The sequence below is a fragment of the Methylophilus sp. QUAN genome, from assembly GCF_015354445.1.
GTDB lineage: Bacteria > Pseudomonadota > Gammaproteobacteria > Burkholderiales > Methylophilaceae > Methylophilus.
Map to the genome: position 1 here is coordinate 1,718,155 of NZ_JADKYT010000001.1, position 17,373 is coordinate 1,735,527.

14 protein-coding genes are annotated in these 17,373 nt (G+C 49.4%); 13 read left to right on the plus strand and 1 reads right to left on the minus strand.

Features of this window, described 5'->3' with window-relative positions; all coding sequences use genetic code 11:
- Positions 1-6: 6 nt before the first annotated feature.
- Positions 7-1,179, minus strand: a complete 1,173-nt coding sequence (gene flhB, locus INP79_RS08660; RefSeq protein WP_194753768.1) for a flagellar biosynthesis protein FlhB — start codon at positions 1,177-1,179, stop codon at positions 7-9.
- A gap of 49 nt (positions 1,180-1,228) precedes the next feature.
- Here flhB and INP79_RS08665 point away from each other — a divergent pair, with 49 nt between their 5' ends.
- The 13 genes from INP79_RS08665 to INP79_RS15480 form a co-directional block, all read left to right on the plus strand.
- Complete coding sequence (locus INP79_RS08665; RefSeq protein ID WP_194753769.1) at positions 1,229-1,603, plus strand: hypothetical protein; 375 nt, start codon at positions 1,229-1,231, stop codon at positions 1,601-1,603.
- Positions 1,604-1,791: 188 nt separating this feature from the next.
- Positions 1,792-2,112: a flagellar transcriptional regulator FlhD gene (gene flhD / locus INP79_RS08670; protein ID WP_019882294.1), complete on the plus strand. Its 321-nt coding sequence runs from the start codon at positions 1,792-1,794 to the stop codon at positions 2,110-2,112.
- Positions 2,113-2,161: 49 nt separating this feature from the next.
- Complete coding sequence (gene flhC / locus INP79_RS08675) at positions 2,162-2,728, plus strand: flagellar transcriptional regulator FlhC (RefSeq protein WP_194741946.1); 567 nt, start codon at positions 2,162-2,164, stop codon at positions 2,726-2,728.
- 48 nt (positions 2,729-2,776) lie between these two features.
- A complete protein-coding gene (locus INP79_RS08680) occupies positions 2,777-3,652 on the plus strand; it encodes a class I SAM-dependent methyltransferase (RefSeq protein ID WP_228519769.1) in 876 nt (291 codons plus the stop codon).
- A 131-nt stretch (positions 3,653-3,783) separates the two neighbouring features.
- Positions 3,784-5,883, plus strand: coding sequence for a bifunctional diguanylate cyclase/phosphodiesterase (locus tag INP79_RS08685; protein WP_194753770.1), 2,100 nt, complete (start codon positions 3,784-3,786; stop codon positions 5,881-5,883).
- A 158-nt stretch (positions 5,884-6,041) separates the two neighbouring features.
- Complete coding sequence (gene motA, locus INP79_RS08690) at positions 6,042-6,902, plus strand: flagellar motor stator protein MotA (protein ID WP_194753771.1); 861 nt, start codon at positions 6,042-6,044, stop codon at positions 6,900-6,902.
- 25 nt (positions 6,903-6,927) lie between these two features.
- Positions 6,928-7,872: a flagellar motor protein MotB gene (gene motB / locus INP79_RS08695; protein ID WP_194753772.1), complete on the plus strand. Its 945-nt coding sequence runs from the start codon at positions 6,928-6,930 to the stop codon at positions 7,870-7,872.
- Between the two features lie 108 nt (positions 7,873-7,980).
- Positions 7,981-8,523, plus strand: a complete 543-nt coding sequence (locus tag INP79_RS08700; protein WP_194753773.1) for a chemotaxis protein — start codon at positions 7,981-7,983, stop codon at positions 8,521-8,523.
- Between the two features lie 43 nt (positions 8,524-8,566).
- Positions 8,567-8,935 carry a response regulator gene (locus tag INP79_RS08705; protein ID WP_018985223.1) on the plus strand — a complete coding sequence of 123 codons (369 nt, stop codon included), beginning with the start codon at positions 8,567-8,569 and terminating at the stop codon, positions 8,933-8,935.
- A gap of 30 nt (positions 8,936-8,965) precedes the next feature.
- Entirely contained in the window at positions 8,966-11,350 is a 2,385-nt protein-coding gene (locus INP79_RS08710; RefSeq protein WP_194753774.1) for a chemotaxis protein CheW, read from the plus strand.
- Positions 11,351-11,362: 12 nt separating this feature from the next.
- Positions 11,363-11,878: a chemotaxis protein CheW gene (locus INP79_RS08715; protein ID WP_019882302.1), complete on the plus strand. Its 516-nt coding sequence runs from the start codon at positions 11,363-11,365 to the stop codon at positions 11,876-11,878.
- A gap of 86 nt (positions 11,879-11,964) precedes the next feature.
- Complete coding sequence (locus INP79_RS15580; RefSeq protein WP_194753775.1) at positions 11,965-14,577, plus strand: methyl-accepting chemotaxis protein; 2,613 nt, start codon at positions 11,965-11,967, stop codon at positions 14,575-14,577.
- A gap of 634 nt (positions 14,578-15,211) precedes the next feature.
- Positions 15,212-17,373: nitrate- and nitrite sensing domain-containing protein (locus tag INP79_RS15480; RefSeq protein WP_228519770.1), on the plus strand; the 2,162-nt coding region annotated here is incomplete at its 3' end.

Genomic DNA, 17,373 nt, shown 5'->3' on the forward strand with positions numbered 1-17,373 from the left:
CTGCAATTATTCAATTTCTGCCGCACTTGCTGGCGCGGCATTCAGCGCATGTGGATCCAGCGCATCTGGTACTGGCACGTTGGCTGGCATCGCAGGGCGCACGCCACCATGCTGTTTAAACACACGCAGTTGGAACACATAAGCCAGAATCTCGGCCACTGCGGCATAAAGCGTTTGTGGAATCTCGCGCTCCAGTTCGGCATGTGCATATAAGGCACGTGCCAGTTTTGGTGATTCCAGCGTCATGACTTCATGTTCCGCGGCGATTTCCTTGATCTTCTGTGCAATCACATCTGCACCTTTAGCGACCACAATCGGTGCGCCGTTTTCACCTTCTTTATAGCGAATCGCCACCGCATAGTGGGTTGGGTTGGTAATCACCACATCTGCCTGCGGCACATTGCTCATCATTCTTCTGCGGGCCATCTCGCGTTGTTGCTGGCGGATACGGCCTTTAATCTCAGGGCTGCCTTCTGACTCTTTGGATTCATCCTTCAGCTCTTGCTTGGTCATTTTGTGTTTCTGCGCATATTGATAGAGCTGGTAGGGCACATCAATCACCGCAATCAACACCAGCGCAGAAGCAATGGTCAGGAAGCCGGTCACCATATAATCACTGACTGTGCTGATCCCGGTTGCCAAAGGCATCTGCGACAAACTCAGCATAGGCTGCAAATCTTTTTTAACGATGGTGTAGCCCACAGACGCCACCAGAATTGTTTTAGCAATCGACTTCAATAACTCGACCAGCGAGTTTTTGGAAAACAGATTAGCCAGGCCTTTGATCGGGTTGAGCTTGCCGAAGTTAGGCACCAGGGATTTTTGTGACATCACCCAGCCACCGACCAGAATCGGTGCAGCCACGGCCACTGAGACAATAATCACGGCCAGTGGCAAAAATGCCCACAAGGCTTGCTCAAGCACTTTCATCATGTGCACGATCAACAGTTGCGGCTCAAAGGCCATGGCATGGTCAATGCTCAAGCCTTGTCTCAACACGTTTTTCAATGCATCACCCATTGGGCGGCTCAGCATCATGATCGCCATGCCGCTGGTGAACAGCACCGCACACGCAGCCAGTTCGCGAGAGCGGGGAACGTCGCCGTCTTCGCGTGCCTTCTCCAATCGCTTGGGGGACGCGTCTTCGGTTTTTTCCATATCGCTGTCTTCAGCTGCCATGTCCTAAACTCTTTCGTTTCACGGATACAACGCACAAGTTGTATTTCTTATGAGTGATTATTGGCCAGAAAAACGCTTTTTTATGTCTGGAATAAAAGGGCTTATTGGCCGCTTTCTATCAGTTACGGCTTTCTGGATGTTAATAAGTGCAAATAATAAAATTATTACTCTTTTAAAAACAATTGCTTATGAGATTTGTTGGTTTTTTTTGAGGCGCAGCCCTAAAGTTTTAGTTTGTGCTGTCGTTAACCGGGATAGCACAAATAGTTTTTATGAAAGCCTTAAACCCAGACGAAACAGACAAAAAACAGTTGTTTACGGAATACAACAGGAAAACTTTAATTATTTTTTGAATTGGATTGATCACAATGCTGCGAACATAGACGTAAAGTTGTTGCGGTGTAACATTAAAATTACTCCATAACTTATTGATATTTATAGTTGTGGTGATTGCCATGTAGGGGTTTGTCAGACAAACACCTACATGGCTGTTTTCGTCTGTCTTACAAAAGAAACCGACAAACCCTGATTGTTGCTCTTCATGATTGCGCGCAAAGTACGCCTAACGCTCAGGCGGACTTAAATTAACGCTAAAAAAACGGAGACAAGATCATGAACATGCAAAACGATTTACTCGCTGAAATCAAAGATGCCAACCTGAACTATCTGATGTTGGCCCAACAACTGATCCGCGCTGACAAAGCCACTGCGATTTTCCGCCTCGGTATTAATAAGGAAATTGCAGACCTGCTGGAAAACCTGACTAACCTGCAATTGCTCAAACTCTGTAATACCAATATGTTGCTGACTCGCTTCCGTTTTGATGACAGCGAAATCCTGGGCATGTTGACCAGCTACTCCAAAGACCCAGCGCAAGCACATCTGCATACTGCAGTACTGATGTCTGCCCAGGCTGCCGACTCCACTGTATAACAGTGTAGACGTTTCCATCTGTCGATAAGAAATAGAAAAGAGGGTTATCATGCAAAAGAAGAGTGTAGTAAACGAAGCAGAACAAATTCAACTGGCAATGCAAATGATCTCGCTGGGCGCACGCCTGCAATTGCTGGAATCTCAAACGACATTGTCCCGTGAGCGTTTGATCAAGCTGTACAAAGAGATGAAAGGCGTTTCTCCTCCAAAAGGCATGTTGCCATTCTCAACCGACTGGTTCTTGACCTGGCAGCCAAACATCCATTCTTCCATTTTCTACAATATCTATCGCTTTATGGTGGATTACGCTGGCGTAGACGGTATCCAGGCCATTATCAAAGCCTACACCCTGTATATGCAGCAAGTACAAAATCCTGATGCAGCGCAACAAGAAGAGCCTGTACTGTCACTGACCCGTGCCTGGACCCTGGTGCGCTTTATCGAAAGCAAAATGCTGACAACCAAAGTCTGTCATTGCTGCGGCGGTAACTATATCGTCAACAGCTACGACCTGAACCAGAACTATGTATGCAACCTGTGCCACGTGCCTTCACGTGCTGGTAAAACCAAAAAAGCCAAAGAACTCAGCTACAAACTGGTTTCAATGACTGCTTAACAGGTGATGCGCAGGCGATGATATATCCTGCGAAATGAAGGATACAGCATGCACTCGGTAGAACTTCCGGTAGAGGCGTTGCCATCCCAGCCATGGGCGCAGCGTCTCTTGCCAAAAAGATTATGGTCCCAGGCCTTGCTGATCCAATGTGTGAGTATGCTGTTGATGACGGGCCTGGCGCCTGGCGTGATCAACAGCGTATTTGCGTTTGAACTACGTAGTTTGGGCATCCGGCTGGATTCGGTCTGGTTCTGGTTATTACCTCATATCTGCGTTGTCAGTGTGCTCGCGAAAGCTGCGCGCATGCCGGTCTGGTGGCGCTGGATCCATGTGATTTTTCCGGTGGCTGTGATTTTTATGCAGCAGGTGGCGTTGCCTGCCACGGTGTATTTTGCCGGTTTTGTCATCACCCTGGCTTTATACTGGTCTGTACATAACACACGCGTCCCGTTTTACCCGTCTTTTCCGTCTACCTGGCGTGCCATGCACCATATTCTGGAACAGCATGCAGACGACCACTCCCTGAAAGTACTCGACATCGGCAGCGGCATTGGTGATATCGCCATGTTTTTGGCCAAACAACGCATACACGATGAAGTTTCAGGCATCGAAATTGCCCCGTTGCCCTGGGCTATCAGTGCCGTGCGTGCCATCTTCTCCGGCACCAGCGTTAAATTTACCCTAGGCGATTACCGCGACCTCGATTTTGCAACGCTGGATGTGGTTTTTGCCTATCTATCGCCAGCCGTGATGAGTGATGTCTGGCAAAAAGTGCAACAGGAAATGCGTCCAGGCAGCTTGTTTGTGAGTTCGGAGTTTCCAGTCACGGCGGTCGATGCCAGCCGCATTATCTATCCTGCAGTCAATGCGCCAGCCTTGTATGTGTACTGCATCGACGCAACACCATCCCCATCACACCCCTAAGCTTTGATAACGCGCTTTCGCGGGTCTAAAGGTAGGCAAAGTATTTTAACTATCCTGTGTGCCTGCCGGTTAATTTTCAGCCAATCCTGTCGATATGACTGATGCAGCTTAACCAATCAGGAGTCAGTGTGATGCAGTCTGAGCCCCACCTGCGCGAAGCGCTATCTAGCCGTCATTACCAGTCTTTGCTGGCCTCACTCAACCAGGTCATTATCAGTGAAACGCTGGATGGGCTGGTGAGTAGCTGGAATGCAGCCGCTGAGCGCATGTTTGGGTATTCGGCAGAGGAAATGCTTGGTCGTCATATCACGCGTATTTTTCCAGACGACAAATTAAACGAGCAAAAAAGCATTATTGAGAAGATCAGCAGCGGCGAGCGCTTGTTGCAACTGCGCACGGTGCGCCTGGACAAGGATCAACGGCCATTGCATGTGATGGTAACTATTTCGCCCATTCTGGATGTGCAGGGCGGGATTGAAGGCATTGCCAGCATTGTTGAGAGCCTGACTGACCTGATCTTTAAAGAAAAAGCCCTCAATGAACTGACCAAGTATAAAAACAACCTGGCCTCTATCGTTGAGTCTTCTGATGATGCCATTATCAGTAAAACGCTGGAAGGGGTAGTCACCAGCTGGAACAGGGCGGCAGAGCATATTTTTGGCTATACGGCAGAAGAAATGATAGGCAAGCCCATGCTGACGATCTTTCCGCCAGACCGCATTGACGAAGAAACCCAGATACTGAACAAGCTCAAAGCCGGTGAGAAGGTCGATCATTTCCAGACCATACGTTTGCACAAGTCTGGCAAACAGGTGCATCTCTCGGTCACGGTATCGCCAATTTACGATTCCGAAGGCAATATTGTCGGTGCTTCCAAAATTGCGCGCGACATCACGGAAAAGCTGTATGTGGAAAAACTGATCTGGCGGCAGGCCAATTACGATACGCTGACCAATTTGCCCAATCGCAGATTATTCATGGATAGGCTGAACCTGGAAATGAACAAGGCGAAACGGGAGATGCATGGTTTAACCGTCATGTTCATCGACCTCGATCATTTCAAGGAGATCAATGATTCGCTGGGCCACGATATTGGCGACGAATTGCTGCTTAAAGTCAGCACCAGAATACGCGATTGTTTCCGCCAGTCGGATATGGTTTCGCGTTTTGGCGGCGACGAGTTTGTGGCACTGATGCCGTCGTTGAATCAGCGTGCCGACATCGATCACGTCAGTGCCAAACTACTCAAAAAACTCAACGCGCCTTTTACCCTTGAAGATGGCAATATGGTGTATGTGGCGGCCAGTATCGGTATTACGGTGTATCCCATGGATGGGCATACCGATCAGGAGCTCATCAAGCATGCAGACCAGGCCATGTATGAAGCCAAGCGCAAAGGCCGCAACCAGGCCAGGTACTTTATTCCGGCCATGCAAACCTCGCTGGACAAGCACCATCAGCTAGGGGTGGATTTACGCTTTGCCATTCAAAACAATGAGTTTGTACTGCACTATCAGCCGATTTTCAATCTGACAACCAACCGGATTGAGAAGGCTGAGGCGTTGATCCGCTGGAATCATCCGCTACTAGGGCAACTGGCACCGATGGAGTTTATCCCGATTGCCGAGGAAACAGACATTATCCATCCGCTGGGCGACTGGGTATTCAAGACTGCCAGCCGTCAGCTCAAGCAGTGGATAGATCGCTATCAACTGCCATTGCAGCTCAGTATCAACAAGTCTCCCGTGCAATTTAACATGGGCAACGATGTGCCTGCCTGGCAAGCCTTTTTGCAGGAAATCGGCCTGTCCGGCGAGCACCTCATTGTCGAAATCACCGAGTCAACCATGATGGCGCAATCCGAAGTCACACAAAAGAAACTGCTGGGCTTTGCAGATGCTGGGATACAGGTGGCCATTGATGATTTTGGCACCGGCTACTCGTCACTGGCTTACCTGAACAAGTTTCATATTGACTACATCAAGATTGACAAAGCCTTTGTGCAAGACATCAAACATGATTGCAGCGACTTGCACCTGTGTGAGGCGATTATTGTCATGGCGCATAAACTGGGCCTGAAAGTGGTGGCGGAGGGCGTAGAAACAGAAGAACAGCACCGTTTGCTGCAATCTATACACTGTGATTACGGCCAGGGCTTTTACTACTCGAGGCCGCTCACCCATGAAGCACTGGAAGCTTTGCTGGCAAACAGCGCGCTGGTTGCGGTCTAACATCCTCATGCAGTTGGCTATGTGATGCTAGCTGTTCTCCCTCTAAATTGACTCAAGCCAGCGAATTTGGCTGGCTAAATCCCTTTTATTTGAAAAAATGAATATGGCTCCTGGTTGCTATGCTACGTGTAGTTAACTGCTAAAAGTGGAGCAAAAGCATGTTTGTCATCATTGGGTATGTCGTAGTTTGTGGCATGGTGTTTGGGGGGTACGCGCTGGCTGGCGGCCATTTGGGTGCGCTATGGCAGCCGCTGGAGGTCATGATGATTTTCGGTGGTGCGTTTGGGGCTTTTATTGTCGGTAACGACACCAAAGCCATTAAAGCCACCTTGAAAGCCATTCCCACCTTGTTTAAAGGCTCTAAATATAACAAGCAGTTGTATATGGATTTGCTGGCCTTGTTGTTCGAAATCCTGACCAAAATCCGCAAGGATGGCCTGATGTCGATTGAGAAAGACATCGAAGACCCTGAATCCAGTGCTTTGTTTACTAAATATCCTTCCATTGTGCACGATCATCATCTGGTCGAGTTTATCTGCGATTACCTGCGTCTCATGGTGTCCGGCAATATGGATGCGTTCCAGGTAGAAAACCTGATGGATAACGAACTGGAAACCCACCATATGGAAGGCCATGTACCTGCCCATTGTATTGCCAAACTGGGCGACGGCTTACCGGCGTTTGGTATTGTGGCGGCGGTGATGGGCGTGGTGCACACCATGGAAAACGTGGCATTGCCACCTGCTGAGCTGGGTATCCTCATTGCCCACGCGCTGGTGGGTACTTTCCTCGGTATTTTGCTGGCTTATGGATTTATTGGCCCGTTGTCCGGCCTGCTGGAACAAAAGCTGGAAGAGTCCAGCAAGAGTTTCCAGACTGTTAAAGTCGTGTTGCTGGCCAGCCTGAATGGTTATGCACCACCGATTGCCGTCGAGTTTGGCCGCAAAGTCCTGTACTCCACTGAGCGTCCTGGCTTTACCGAGCTCGAAGAGCACGTTAAACAGGCAAAATCCAAGTAACTATTAAGGCCGCCGGGAGAGCGTCATGGCAGAAGAGCATATTGCCCCGATTATTGTCAAAAAGATCAAAAAGGGTGGCGGTGGCCATCACGGTGGCGCCTGGAAGATTGCCTATGCTGACTTTGTGACAGCGATGATGGCGTTTTTCCTGTTGATGTGGTTGCTGGGGTCTACCTCCAAGGCGCAAAAAGAGGGCATTGCCGAATATTTTCAGACGCCTTTGCATATGGTGCTCATGGGGCCTTCACTCGGCCAGAGTGACTCGGCCCTGAAGAATACCGGTGGTAAAGATGTCACCAAAAAACAAGGTCAGGTCAAGCCGGTAGAAGGCGATCCGGGCAAGCTCAAAACCGTCAAACTGGAAGACGTTAAAGAAGTCTTGAAACAGGCCGAAAAAGTCAAACTGGAGGCCTTGAAAGCCAAGATTGAGCAGGCCATCGAAGACAACCCGACCTTGCAGCAATTCAAGTCACAGCTCAAGCTGGATATCACTAGTGAAGGCTTGCGCGTGCAGATTATTGACGAGCAAAACCGGCCCATGTTTGAGAACGCCAAAGCCGAATTGCAGCCTTATGCCAAAACGATTTTGCGTGAAATCGGCAAAACGCTGAATGGGGTAGATAACAAAATCAGTTTGTCCGGCCATACCGATGCAGCGGGTTATGCCAATGGCGACCATGGCTACAGTAACTGGGAGTTGTCTGCTGACCGCGCCAACGCTTCACGGCGTGAGTTGATTGCGGGCGGCATGGATGAAACCAAGCTCATGCGGGTTGTTGGCCTGGGCTCGGCCATCATGATGGACAAGGAAAATCCGTTTAATCCGATTAACCGCCGCATCAGTTTAATAGTGATGAACAAGGAAACGGAAGAGGAGTTACTCAAGGATAACGAACAGATTTCTGTCAGTGAGCATGACAAAACGCAAGTAGAGGCATTGCAGAATAAAACGGAAAAGCCTTCACCATAGCAAGGAATAGAGAAAAGGCTGGCCGTTAAAGCGTACAAGAAATAAGTCATTTTTACATTGTTTATTTCTTGATTGAAAAACCGGGGAATCAGGCAAGATAGGACCACTATGAAAACATTGCCCATAGAAGAGTTAAGAGAATTACTGGCCGCAGTCTCGCGTCACGGTGACTGGCACCTGCTCGAAATCGAAACCGATTTGCAGCAAACTGCCTTTTTACTGAATGAAGCGATTGAAAAGCTGAGCGCCAGTTTTATGACGGTGTATGCCCAGCTCACAGACCAACAGGCTGCACTGCAGTTGTTGGCAGACGCTGGCAAATTGCAACCGGAAGAAATGCAGCAACTGCAGGTGTTTCAGGACAGCATCGGTCTGGAAGTGAATAAAGTGGTGACCGGCATGCAGTTCCAGGACATGACCAACCAGTTGTTGCAGCGCACCATCAACCGTGTGCATGGCTTAAAAGATTTGTTACATGAGCTGTCCAGTCATCAGTTTCCGATGGCTGCGGATGACGAGCATGAAGAAATCAGACGCTTCATCATGCAGCTTAACCAGAATTTTGATCAGGGTAGCCAGCACCTGACCGGCAATTTACGCAAGTCGGTCAACCAGCAAGACTTGGCTACCGGTGACATAGACTTATTTTAATACAGCAGCGTTTAACGAAATTAGTGAAAAAGGCGAATCAAACATGGCGAAAACAATTTTAACAGTAGACGACTCCGGATCCCTGCGTCAGATGGTGGCTTTTAGTCTGAAAGCTGCTGGCTATGATGTCGTGCAGGCCGTCGATGGTCAGGATGGCCTCAATAAAGCCAAGGAAAAAACTGTGGATCTGGTACTGACAGATCAAAACATGCCGGTGATGGATGGCCTGACCCTGATTACCAATTTGCGCACACTCGCTTCCTACCAGAAAGTGCCTATCCTGATGTTGACCACAGAGTCTTCTGACGAGATGAAGGCAAAAGGGAAAGCGGCAGGTGCCAATGGCTGGTTGGTGAAGCCTTTTGATCCTAAACGCCTGATTGAAGTTGTTCAAAAAGTAATCGGTGCCTAAGCGCCGCTGGTAAAGGAACTGGAGTAAACAATGACAGTGGATATGAGCCAGTTTTATGAGGTGTTCTTTGACGAAGCCGAGGAGTTGTTGGCTGAAGCAGAGCACCTGTTGCTTGGTATCGATGTGGAATCGCCAGATGTCGAGCAATTAAACGCTATTTTCAGAGCGGCACACTCTATTAAAGGGGGCGCCGCTACGTTTGGTTTTATGGACATGACAGAAATTACGCATGTGCTGGAAAACCTGCTCGACAAAATCCGTAAAAACGAGATGGCGTTGACCACCGAACACGTGGATGCGTTTTTGGCTGCCAAAGATGTGATCAAGATGCAAGTCGATGGTCATCGTCATGGCTCAGACGTGAATGCTGAGCAAGTGAGCGATGTCGCGATGATGCTGAAGTCACTTTCTGAAGGCAAGGCCGCGGTGGTAGCTGCACCGGTTGAGGCCGCTGCCAGTGTTGAAGCTGCGCCTGCTGCAGCGCCAGCCGCTGAAGTGGCAAAACCTGCATTGACGATTACGGACGAGGAAAAAGCCAAAGGCATGACCTTGTACGACGTTGGTTTGCCTACCGTGACTGAAAAAGACCTGGCTAACCTCAAAGACGAGTTGGCCTTGTTAGGTGAAGTCGCCGTGTATCAACGCAGCGAGAATGTACATGCCGTGCTGGTGAAAACTGATTCCAGTGCTGACGACATTGTCTCTATCTGTTCCTTTATTGTTGACGCCGATGCCTTGGTGATCCAGGTTGCGGGCGATACAACCAGTGCGCCTGCACCAGCCGCCGTGGAAACGGCACCAGTTGCCGCTCCGGTGGAAGCCGCACCAGCGCCTGCAGCAGATGCCGGTTATGGTTTCTTTGATAATGATCCGATTATCAAAACTGACGCCAAAGCGGATGATGGCAAAGTGCAAGTGGCTGAAGAAATGGGCTACGGTCTGTTTGCCAGCAATGGCCAGGACCAGCAGGAAGAGGGCTACGGTTTCTTTGCACCGTTCAAACCACATCCTGATGCGCCTAAGGCACAAATGATTGGTGATGATAATGCAGCCGCTGCGATGGCAAAAGCCAAGGCAGAAGCAGCCGCAACACCGGTGGCCGCAGCACCGCAAGAAGAACGCCGTCAGCAACAAGGCCGTCGTGAAACTGACAAGCCTGCTGCAGCCGCACAGAGTGCAGAAAGCACTTCGATTCGTGTGGGCATCGAGAAAGTGGACCAGTTGATTAACCTGGTCGGCGAACTGGTGATTACACAAGCGATGATTGAGCAACGTGTGAATGCCCTCGACCCGGTCGATAACGAAGCATTGATTAATAGTGTTGGCCAGTTGACCCGTAACACCCGTGACCTGCAAGAGTCTGTGATGTCTATCCGCATGATGCCGATGGACTTTGTGTTCTCACGCTTCCCACGTATGGTGCGTGACCTGGCGGGTAAATTGGGCAAAAAAGTTGAATTTGTTACCAGCGGTGCAACTACTGAGCTGGATAAGAGTTTGATTGAGCGTATTGTGGATCCATTGACCCACCTGGTACGTAACAGCGTTGACCACGGTATTGAAAAACCGGAAGTGCGCCGTGAAATGGGCAAGCCGGAAAGCGGTACGTTAACCCTGTCTGCAGCACATAAAGGCGGCAGCATCGTGATTGAAGTGACCGATGACGGCGGTGGTTTGAACCGCGACAAGATTCTGGCCAAAGCAGCCTCCAATGGTTTGCCTGTCAATGAAAGCATGACTGACAACGAAGTATTCAGCCTGATTTTTGCACCAGGTTTCTCCACGGCTGAGGTGGTCACCGATGTGTCTGGCCGTGGTGTAGGCATGGACGTGGTGAAACGGAATATTACCTCCATGGGCGGTCATATTGAGATTCGCTCAGCGCTTGGCTATGGCACAACCATTTCGATTTCATTGCCACTCACACTGGCGATTCTGGACGGTATGTCTGTGTCGCTGGGCAAGAGCATCTATGTGGTGCCTCTGAACCTGATTGTAGAAACACTGCAACCACGTGCCGAGGACTTGAAAACAGTGACTGGCGAAGGTTTGATGGTGCATGTGCGTGGCGAATACTTACCGATTATCGCCTTGCATGCCTTGTTTAATCATCCAACCGAGATCACGACCCCGACTGACGGTGTGTTATTGATCCTGGAGGCCGACGGTAAGAAATCCGCCTTGTTTGTCGACCGTTTGGTTGGCCAGCAGCAAGTGGTGATCAAGAGTCTGGAAACCAACTTCAAGCGTATTCCGGGCGTCTCGGGCGCCACCATCATGGGCGATGGCTCAGTGGCACTGATTCTGGATGTGCCAGCCATTATCCAGATGGGGCAAACCACAAACTATGTGACGGGTGGCATGGCATTTTCCAACCAGAACTATTTAACTTCACAAAATACCATCAATGCATAAGGAGCATATGCAATGAGTACAAGCACAGAAATGAGCAATTCCTTGAGCGGCAACGCAGGTAATGGCTTGAAAACCGCAGCGGGTGAATACCTGACCTTTGTCCTGGGCAGCGAGCAATACGGCATCGAGATTCTCAAGGTGCAAGAGATTCGCGGCTACGACGCGGTGACCCAAATCGCCAACATGCCGTCTTTCATTAAAGGCGTGATTAACCTGCGCGGCAAGATCGTGCCTATTGTCGATTTGCGTATTAAATTCAACCTGGGCAAGGTCGAGTATAACGAATTCACCGTGGTGATTATTCTCAACCTCAACGGGCGTATTGTCGGCATCGTCGTCGATGGCGTGTCGGATGTGCGTGAGTTGCGTGAAGAGCATCTGCGTGAAGTGCCATCACTGGTGACCCGTATTGATACCAAGTACATCGTCGGCCTGGCGACCATCGAGCAGGAAATGCTGATCCTGGTGGACATCGATAAGCTGATGACCAGCGATGAAATGCAACTGATGGAAGCCGCAGTACATTAATTAACAGAAAACTATAAAAACGTGCACAACAGCAAAAACATAAGCGCGACTACTCTTAACGGAGATCTTTTTTAAGGATAAAAATTATGTTTTCTACCATCGTTAACAAGTTGGCAGCAGGCACTCGGGATTATCAAGGGGTTTTAGATGAGGTCGCGGAATTTAGCGCCCTTAAAACTGAGATCAATAAAGCAAGGGCGATTGTGGAGTTGAATGGCAAGGGAGATATTAGCCATGTCAACGACAATCTGTGTCAGTCGCTGGGTTACAGCGCAAAAGAGCTGGTTGGCCAGCACCACCGTGTGCTACTGAATCGTGAAGACTCAGGCAAGCCGGACTATGATCAGTTCTGGCAGGCATTACAGTCTGGCAAGTCCCAGGGCGGGGCATTTAAGCTGACGAACAAGGCAGGCCAGGATGTCTGGTTCCAGGGGTATTATGCGCCTGTCATGCAAGGGTCGCAGCTACGTAAAGTGGTGGCCTACCTGACAGATGTGACCGCGGATAAAAAACGCAACCTGGCTTTACAAGAAGAAGAAAAGGCCTTGAATCAATCCTTCGGCGTGATGGAATGTGACCTGCAAGGACATATCCTGGAGTGTAACGAGGTGTTTCTGAAGCCTTTAGGCTACCAACATGATGAGGTGGTTGGTAAGCATATTTCTATCCTTTTAAAAGCAAATACGGCCCAAAGTGCTGAATATAAGCAACTTTGGGAGAAGTTGAATAAAGGCGAAAACGCCAAGCTGGAAATCTGCCGCGTTGCTAAAAATGGTAGCGAATACTGGTTTAGTACCAGCTATGTGCCTATCGTCGATGCCGCAGGCAAAGTGCTTAAAGTCAAAGTCTATTCCTATTGCATCACCCAGGAAAAACAGCGCCAGCTGGACTTTGAAGGCCAGATTTTTGCTGTGAATCACTCACAAGGGGTGATTCAGTTTGACATGGCGGGCAATATTCTGACCGCCAATGATAATGTGTTGAATCTGACCGGCTACAAACTGGATGAGATTATCGGCAAACATCACAGCATGTTTGTCAGTGAGCGTTTTAAAAACAGCCAGGAATACAAAGACTTCTGGGCGAAACTGAACCGTGGCGAGGCCGATGTTGGTGTGTATCACCGCTATGGCAAACAAGGCCAGGACATTTACATGCAGGCGTCTTATAACCCGATTATCGGGCTGGATGGCAAACCGGTGAAAGTGGTTAAATTCGCAACTGATATCACCAAGGCGGTATTGGCTGATCAGGCGCAGAAGGTGAAAACCCGTGAAGCGACCATGATCAAAAATGCTTTGGAGGCTTCATCGAATAGTTTGATGATGGCTGACAAAGACGGCGTTATTACCTATATGAACCCGGCTGCGCTGGAGCTCATGCGCGAATCCAGCAAAACATTCAAACAGTTATTTCCGCACTTCGATGCAGAGAAACTGATTGGTCAAAGCTATGATGTATTCCATAAAAATCCAGCACACCAACGTAATTTGCTCGGCGGCCTGACTGGCAAGCATCAAACAGAAATTGGCGTCGGTGATATGTTCTTCCGCCTGACTGCTAACCCGATTTTTGACAACGATGGCGAACGTCTGGGCACTGTGATTGAATGGGTAGACCAAACCCAGGACAAACGCGTGGAAAACCAGATCAAAGAAGCGCTGAAATTGGCCGTTGACGGTGATGTGACCTATAGACTGGACAGCTCGATTGCCAAAGGGGCTGCAGTTGAAACCATGAACTCCATCAACCAGTTGCTGGATATCATGAACGATATCCTGATCAACGTGCGTGATGCCGGTGAAACCATTAATACAGCCGCGCATGAAATCTCTAGCGGTAACAACGATTTGTCCAGCCGCACCGAGCAGCAGGCTTCTAACCTGGAAGAAACAGCGTCCAGCATGGAGCAACTGGCTTCTACCGTGAAACAGAACGCTGAAAACGCACGTCAGGCCAACCAAATGGCCGAAGCCGCGTCACAAGTGGCGATTCGTGGCGGTGACGTGGTGGGTAACGTCGTCACGACGATGAGTGCGATTAACGAGAGCGCCCGCAAAATTGAAGATATTATTTCTGTGATTGACGGTATTGCTTTCCAAACCAATATTCTGGCACTGAACGCGGCGGTAGAAGCGGCGCGTGCAGGCGAGCAGGGTAGAGGTTTTGCGGTGGTAGCGGGAGAGGTGCGCAATCTGGCCCAGCGCTCAGCCAGTGCAGCCAAAGAGATTAAAGAGCTGATCACGGACTCTGTGAATAAAACAGCTGATGGCACCAAACTGGTGGAAACGGCCGGTGAGACCATGCACGAAGTGGTGACTTCTGTACAACGTGTGACCGATATCATGAGTGAAATTACAGCGGCTTCTGCTGAACAAAGCTCAGGCATTAACCAGGTTAACGATGCAGTGAACCATATGGATGAAGTCACCCAGCAAAACGCTGCCCTGGTTGAAGAAGCTGCAGCTGCAGCTGAGTCACTGGTTGAGCAAGCGTCTAACCTGATGGATACGGTGAACAGATTCAAGGTGCGCGGTGGTACCACACAAGCCACACGCGCTTCTGCACCACGGGCTGTGGTTGCCAGCCGTCCGGCTGCACCCGTGAGCAAGCCTAAACCGGCAGCGCACACGCCTAGTTATCAGCCAACCAAAGCCGCAAAAACCGGCACGGATGATACAGAGTGGGAAGAGTTTTAATGGAGTGATTTAACCCATGTGATTGCTTGTTTCTGTGAGAGGAAAAGCCCATGACAAATGTCTTTCTGAAAGTGGTGAGTGCCCTGGTTGAAGGTTTTTTGTTGTGGGCATCTGCAGTAATTGGTTATCCCTTATGAAGGGCGTGTCTTAATAAAAGGGCATGTTTCACGATAAATCATGATGCCCATGCAATCCCTTTTACAAACCGACGAAAGTCGGTTTTTTTATGCCTGTTGCATGTGGCGATACGGGTAGTTAAACGGGTGCTTATAGGCCATAAAGTAGTAGTTCATAGATTGAAATACAAACGGCCGCTTTTTTCTGCAATTGAAAATACCCCTGTGCTTTTATCATGATAAAACCATCTATCTCATGTGGTTGATTGCAACGAGGCAGTCTCCATTGATAAGCAATGTGTAGGCAGCAGTCTAGGCTGACCTGTGACTACATGGCGCAAAACGGCGAGAACAATATGCAGACGTTTCATGATTGAGATGTATACAACGACGTATGCATGACGCCCGTGCCACACGGCCATCATCCCCTCACGCTTGAGCGCTTATATTTTACGTTTTCTCGATGTTTAATCGATTGATGGCTATTCGATTAAATTTTTTCACACAGAGGATGCGTCATGCTTAACCGACTCTCAATTACCAAAAAACTGACTTTGATGGCATGTATTATCTTGCTGCCGTTAACTTACCTGGCTTCAGTCAATATCCTTAAAAACAAGGCCGATATCCGGACAACCGATGCTGAAGTTCAGGGCATCGCTTTAATCAGTCCGCTCATGGTCATGATTGAGGATGTGCAGAAACATCGCGGCTTGATGGCGAACTACCTTGGTGGCAAGCGCGAGCTGCAACCGAAAATTGCTGAGTTGGAGTCCAAGCTGGACAAAGACATTGAAGCGATACGCCTCATGCACGAGACTTCCCAGGTCGTGAGCCACGACGATCCTTACTGGATTGAGTTTTCAGAGAAATGGCAAACCGCCATTACCAACTATAAAACCCTGACATTATCCAGCCTGGCAGCCAGCCGCGAGGAAAGCTTTGTCAAACACACCGCGATTATTAATTTCCTGATTGAAGCGACCGTGATCAAGGCAGATATCAGTGGCTTGACGCTGGATCCGCTGGAGGAATCCTATTACATGATGGACACTGCGGTGCTGAAAGTCCCGCCGTTGATTGAAGTCATGGCGCAAGTGCGTGGCTTGGGGGCCGGAGTGCTGGCCAAGCAAACGATGTCGGAAAATGAGCGTTTGAAACTGGAAGGGCTGGTGAATGCGATTGAGCAGACCGATGGCCGTTTTATGCACAATATGCATGTACTCGCACGCTACGACCAGAAAAACACGCAAGAAATACAACCCTTGATTGACGCTACGCAGCATATCAAACAGTTGTTGATGACCGCGATTTTAAAAAATGAGTCATTGTCTTATGATTCACAGCAATATTTCAATCAGGCGAGTGCGCACATTGATACCGCTTATAAAAGCTATTACGCCCTGATGGATCAACTGCAGCACACCCTGCAAAAAAGAGTCACACAGCAAGAATACCAACTCTATACCACACTGGCGATGACCGCATTGGGACTGTGCCTGGTGCTTTGGATTGTGTATGTAGTGTCACGGGATATTATTGCCAAGTCCAGACTGGCCAAACAAATGATGGAAGACCTGGTGCAAGGGCATATCCAGGCGCAGCAGCTGGAAATTGTGCCACATGATGAGCTGGACGAGGTCATCATTTCAGCAGGCAAGCTGAATCATACGATACATACCTTGGTCAACGAGTCCAAACAACTGGCCACTTCTGCCAGTGCTGGCAATTTGAGTGCGCGTGGTGATAGCCACAAGTTTGATGGCGAATACCGGGTGCTGGTGGATAGTATTAACCAGACACTGGATGGCGTGATTCTGCCGCTGAATGTGGCGGCGCAGTATGTGGATGATATTTCCAAAGGCAGGATTCCCGCCAAGATTACCGATGCCTACAAAGGGGATTTCAATACCATTAAAAATAACCTGAACCAGTGTATTGATGCGGTGCAGGCCCTGGTTGCCGACGCCAATATGCTGTCGCAGGCTGCTGTGGCAGGCCGTTTGTCGACGCGAGCCGATGCCAGCAGGCATCAGGGCGACTTCCGCAAGATCGTGCAAGGGGTCAATGAGACACTGGATGCCGTGATTGGCCCGTTGAGTGTGGCTGCCAAATATGTGGAAGATATTTCACATGGCCATATTCCGGCCAAAATCAGTGATCATTACAATGGCGATTTCAATACCATTAAAAACAATCTCAACCAGTGTATCGATGCCGTCAACGCACTGGTGACCGATGCCAACATGTTGTCAAAAGCAGCCGTGGATGGCCAGCTCTCTACACGTGCCGATGCCGCCAAGCATCATGGGGATTTCCGCAAGATTGTTGAAGGCGTAAATAACACCCTGGACTCCGTGATTAGCCCGCTGAATGTCGCCGCAAACTACGTGGACCGTATCTCTAAAGGCGATATCCCCGCGCGTATCAATGAGCATTACCATGGTGACTTCAATGCGCTCAAGAATAACCTCAATACTTGCGTGGATGCCGTGAATCAGCTGGTGGCTGATGCTGACCTGCTGGCCAATGCGGCCAAAGAAGGCCGCATCACCGTGCGTGCCGACGTGGACAAACACAATGGCGATTTCCGCAAGATTATCGAAGGGGTGAACAACACGCTGGATTTGATTGTAGAGCCGATTATTGCTGTCACCGAAGCCGTAGAAACGATCACGAC

Bases quoted from the DNA above. Each gene is read 5' to 3' on its own strand.
- flhD (WP_019882294.1), top strand. From the start codon at position 1,792: ATGAACATGCAAAACGATTTACTCGCTGAAATCAAAGATGCCAACCTG.
- INP79_RS08715 (WP_019882302.1), top strand. From the start codon at position 11,363: ATGAGTACAAGCACAGAAATGAGCAATTCCTTGAGCGGCAACGCAGGT.
- motA (WP_194753771.1), top strand. From the start codon at position 6,042: ATGTTTGTCATCATTGGGTATGTCGTAGTTTGTGGCATGGTGTTTGGG.
- motB (WP_194753772.1), top strand. From the start codon at position 6,928: ATGGCAGAAGAGCATATTGCCCCGATTATTGTCAAAAAGATCAAAAAG.
- INP79_RS08705 (WP_018985223.1), top strand. From the start codon at position 8,567: ATGGCGAAAACAATTTTAACAGTAGACGACTCCGGATCCCTGCGTCAG.
- INP79_RS08685 (WP_194753770.1), top strand. From the start codon at position 3,784: ATGCAGTCTGAGCCCCACCTGCGCGAAGCGCTATCTAGCCGTCATTAC.
- INP79_RS08700 (WP_194753773.1), top strand. From the start codon at position 7,981: ATGAAAACATTGCCCATAGAAGAGTTAAGAGAATTACTGGCCGCAGTC.
- INP79_RS08665 (WP_194753769.1), top strand. From the start codon at position 1,229: ATGAGTGATTATTGGCCAGAAAAACGCTTTTTTATGTCTGGAATAAAA.
- INP79_RS08680 (WP_228519769.1), top strand. From the start codon at position 2,777: ATGCACTCGGTAGAACTTCCGGTAGAGGCGTTGCCATCCCAGCCATGG.
- INP79_RS15580 (WP_194753775.1), top strand. From the start codon at position 11,965: ATGTTTTCTACCATCGTTAACAAGTTGGCAGCAGGCACTCGGGATTAT.
- flhC (WP_194741946.1), top strand. From the start codon at position 2,162: ATGCAAAAGAAGAGTGTAGTAAACGAAGCAGAACAAATTCAACTGGCA.
- flhB (WP_194753768.1), bottom strand. From the start codon at position 1,179: ATGGCAGCTGAAGACAGCGATATGGAAAAAACCGAAGACGCGTCCCCC.
- INP79_RS08710 (WP_194753774.1), top strand. From the start codon at position 8,966: ATGACAGTGGATATGAGCCAGTTTTATGAGGTGTTCTTTGACGAAGCC.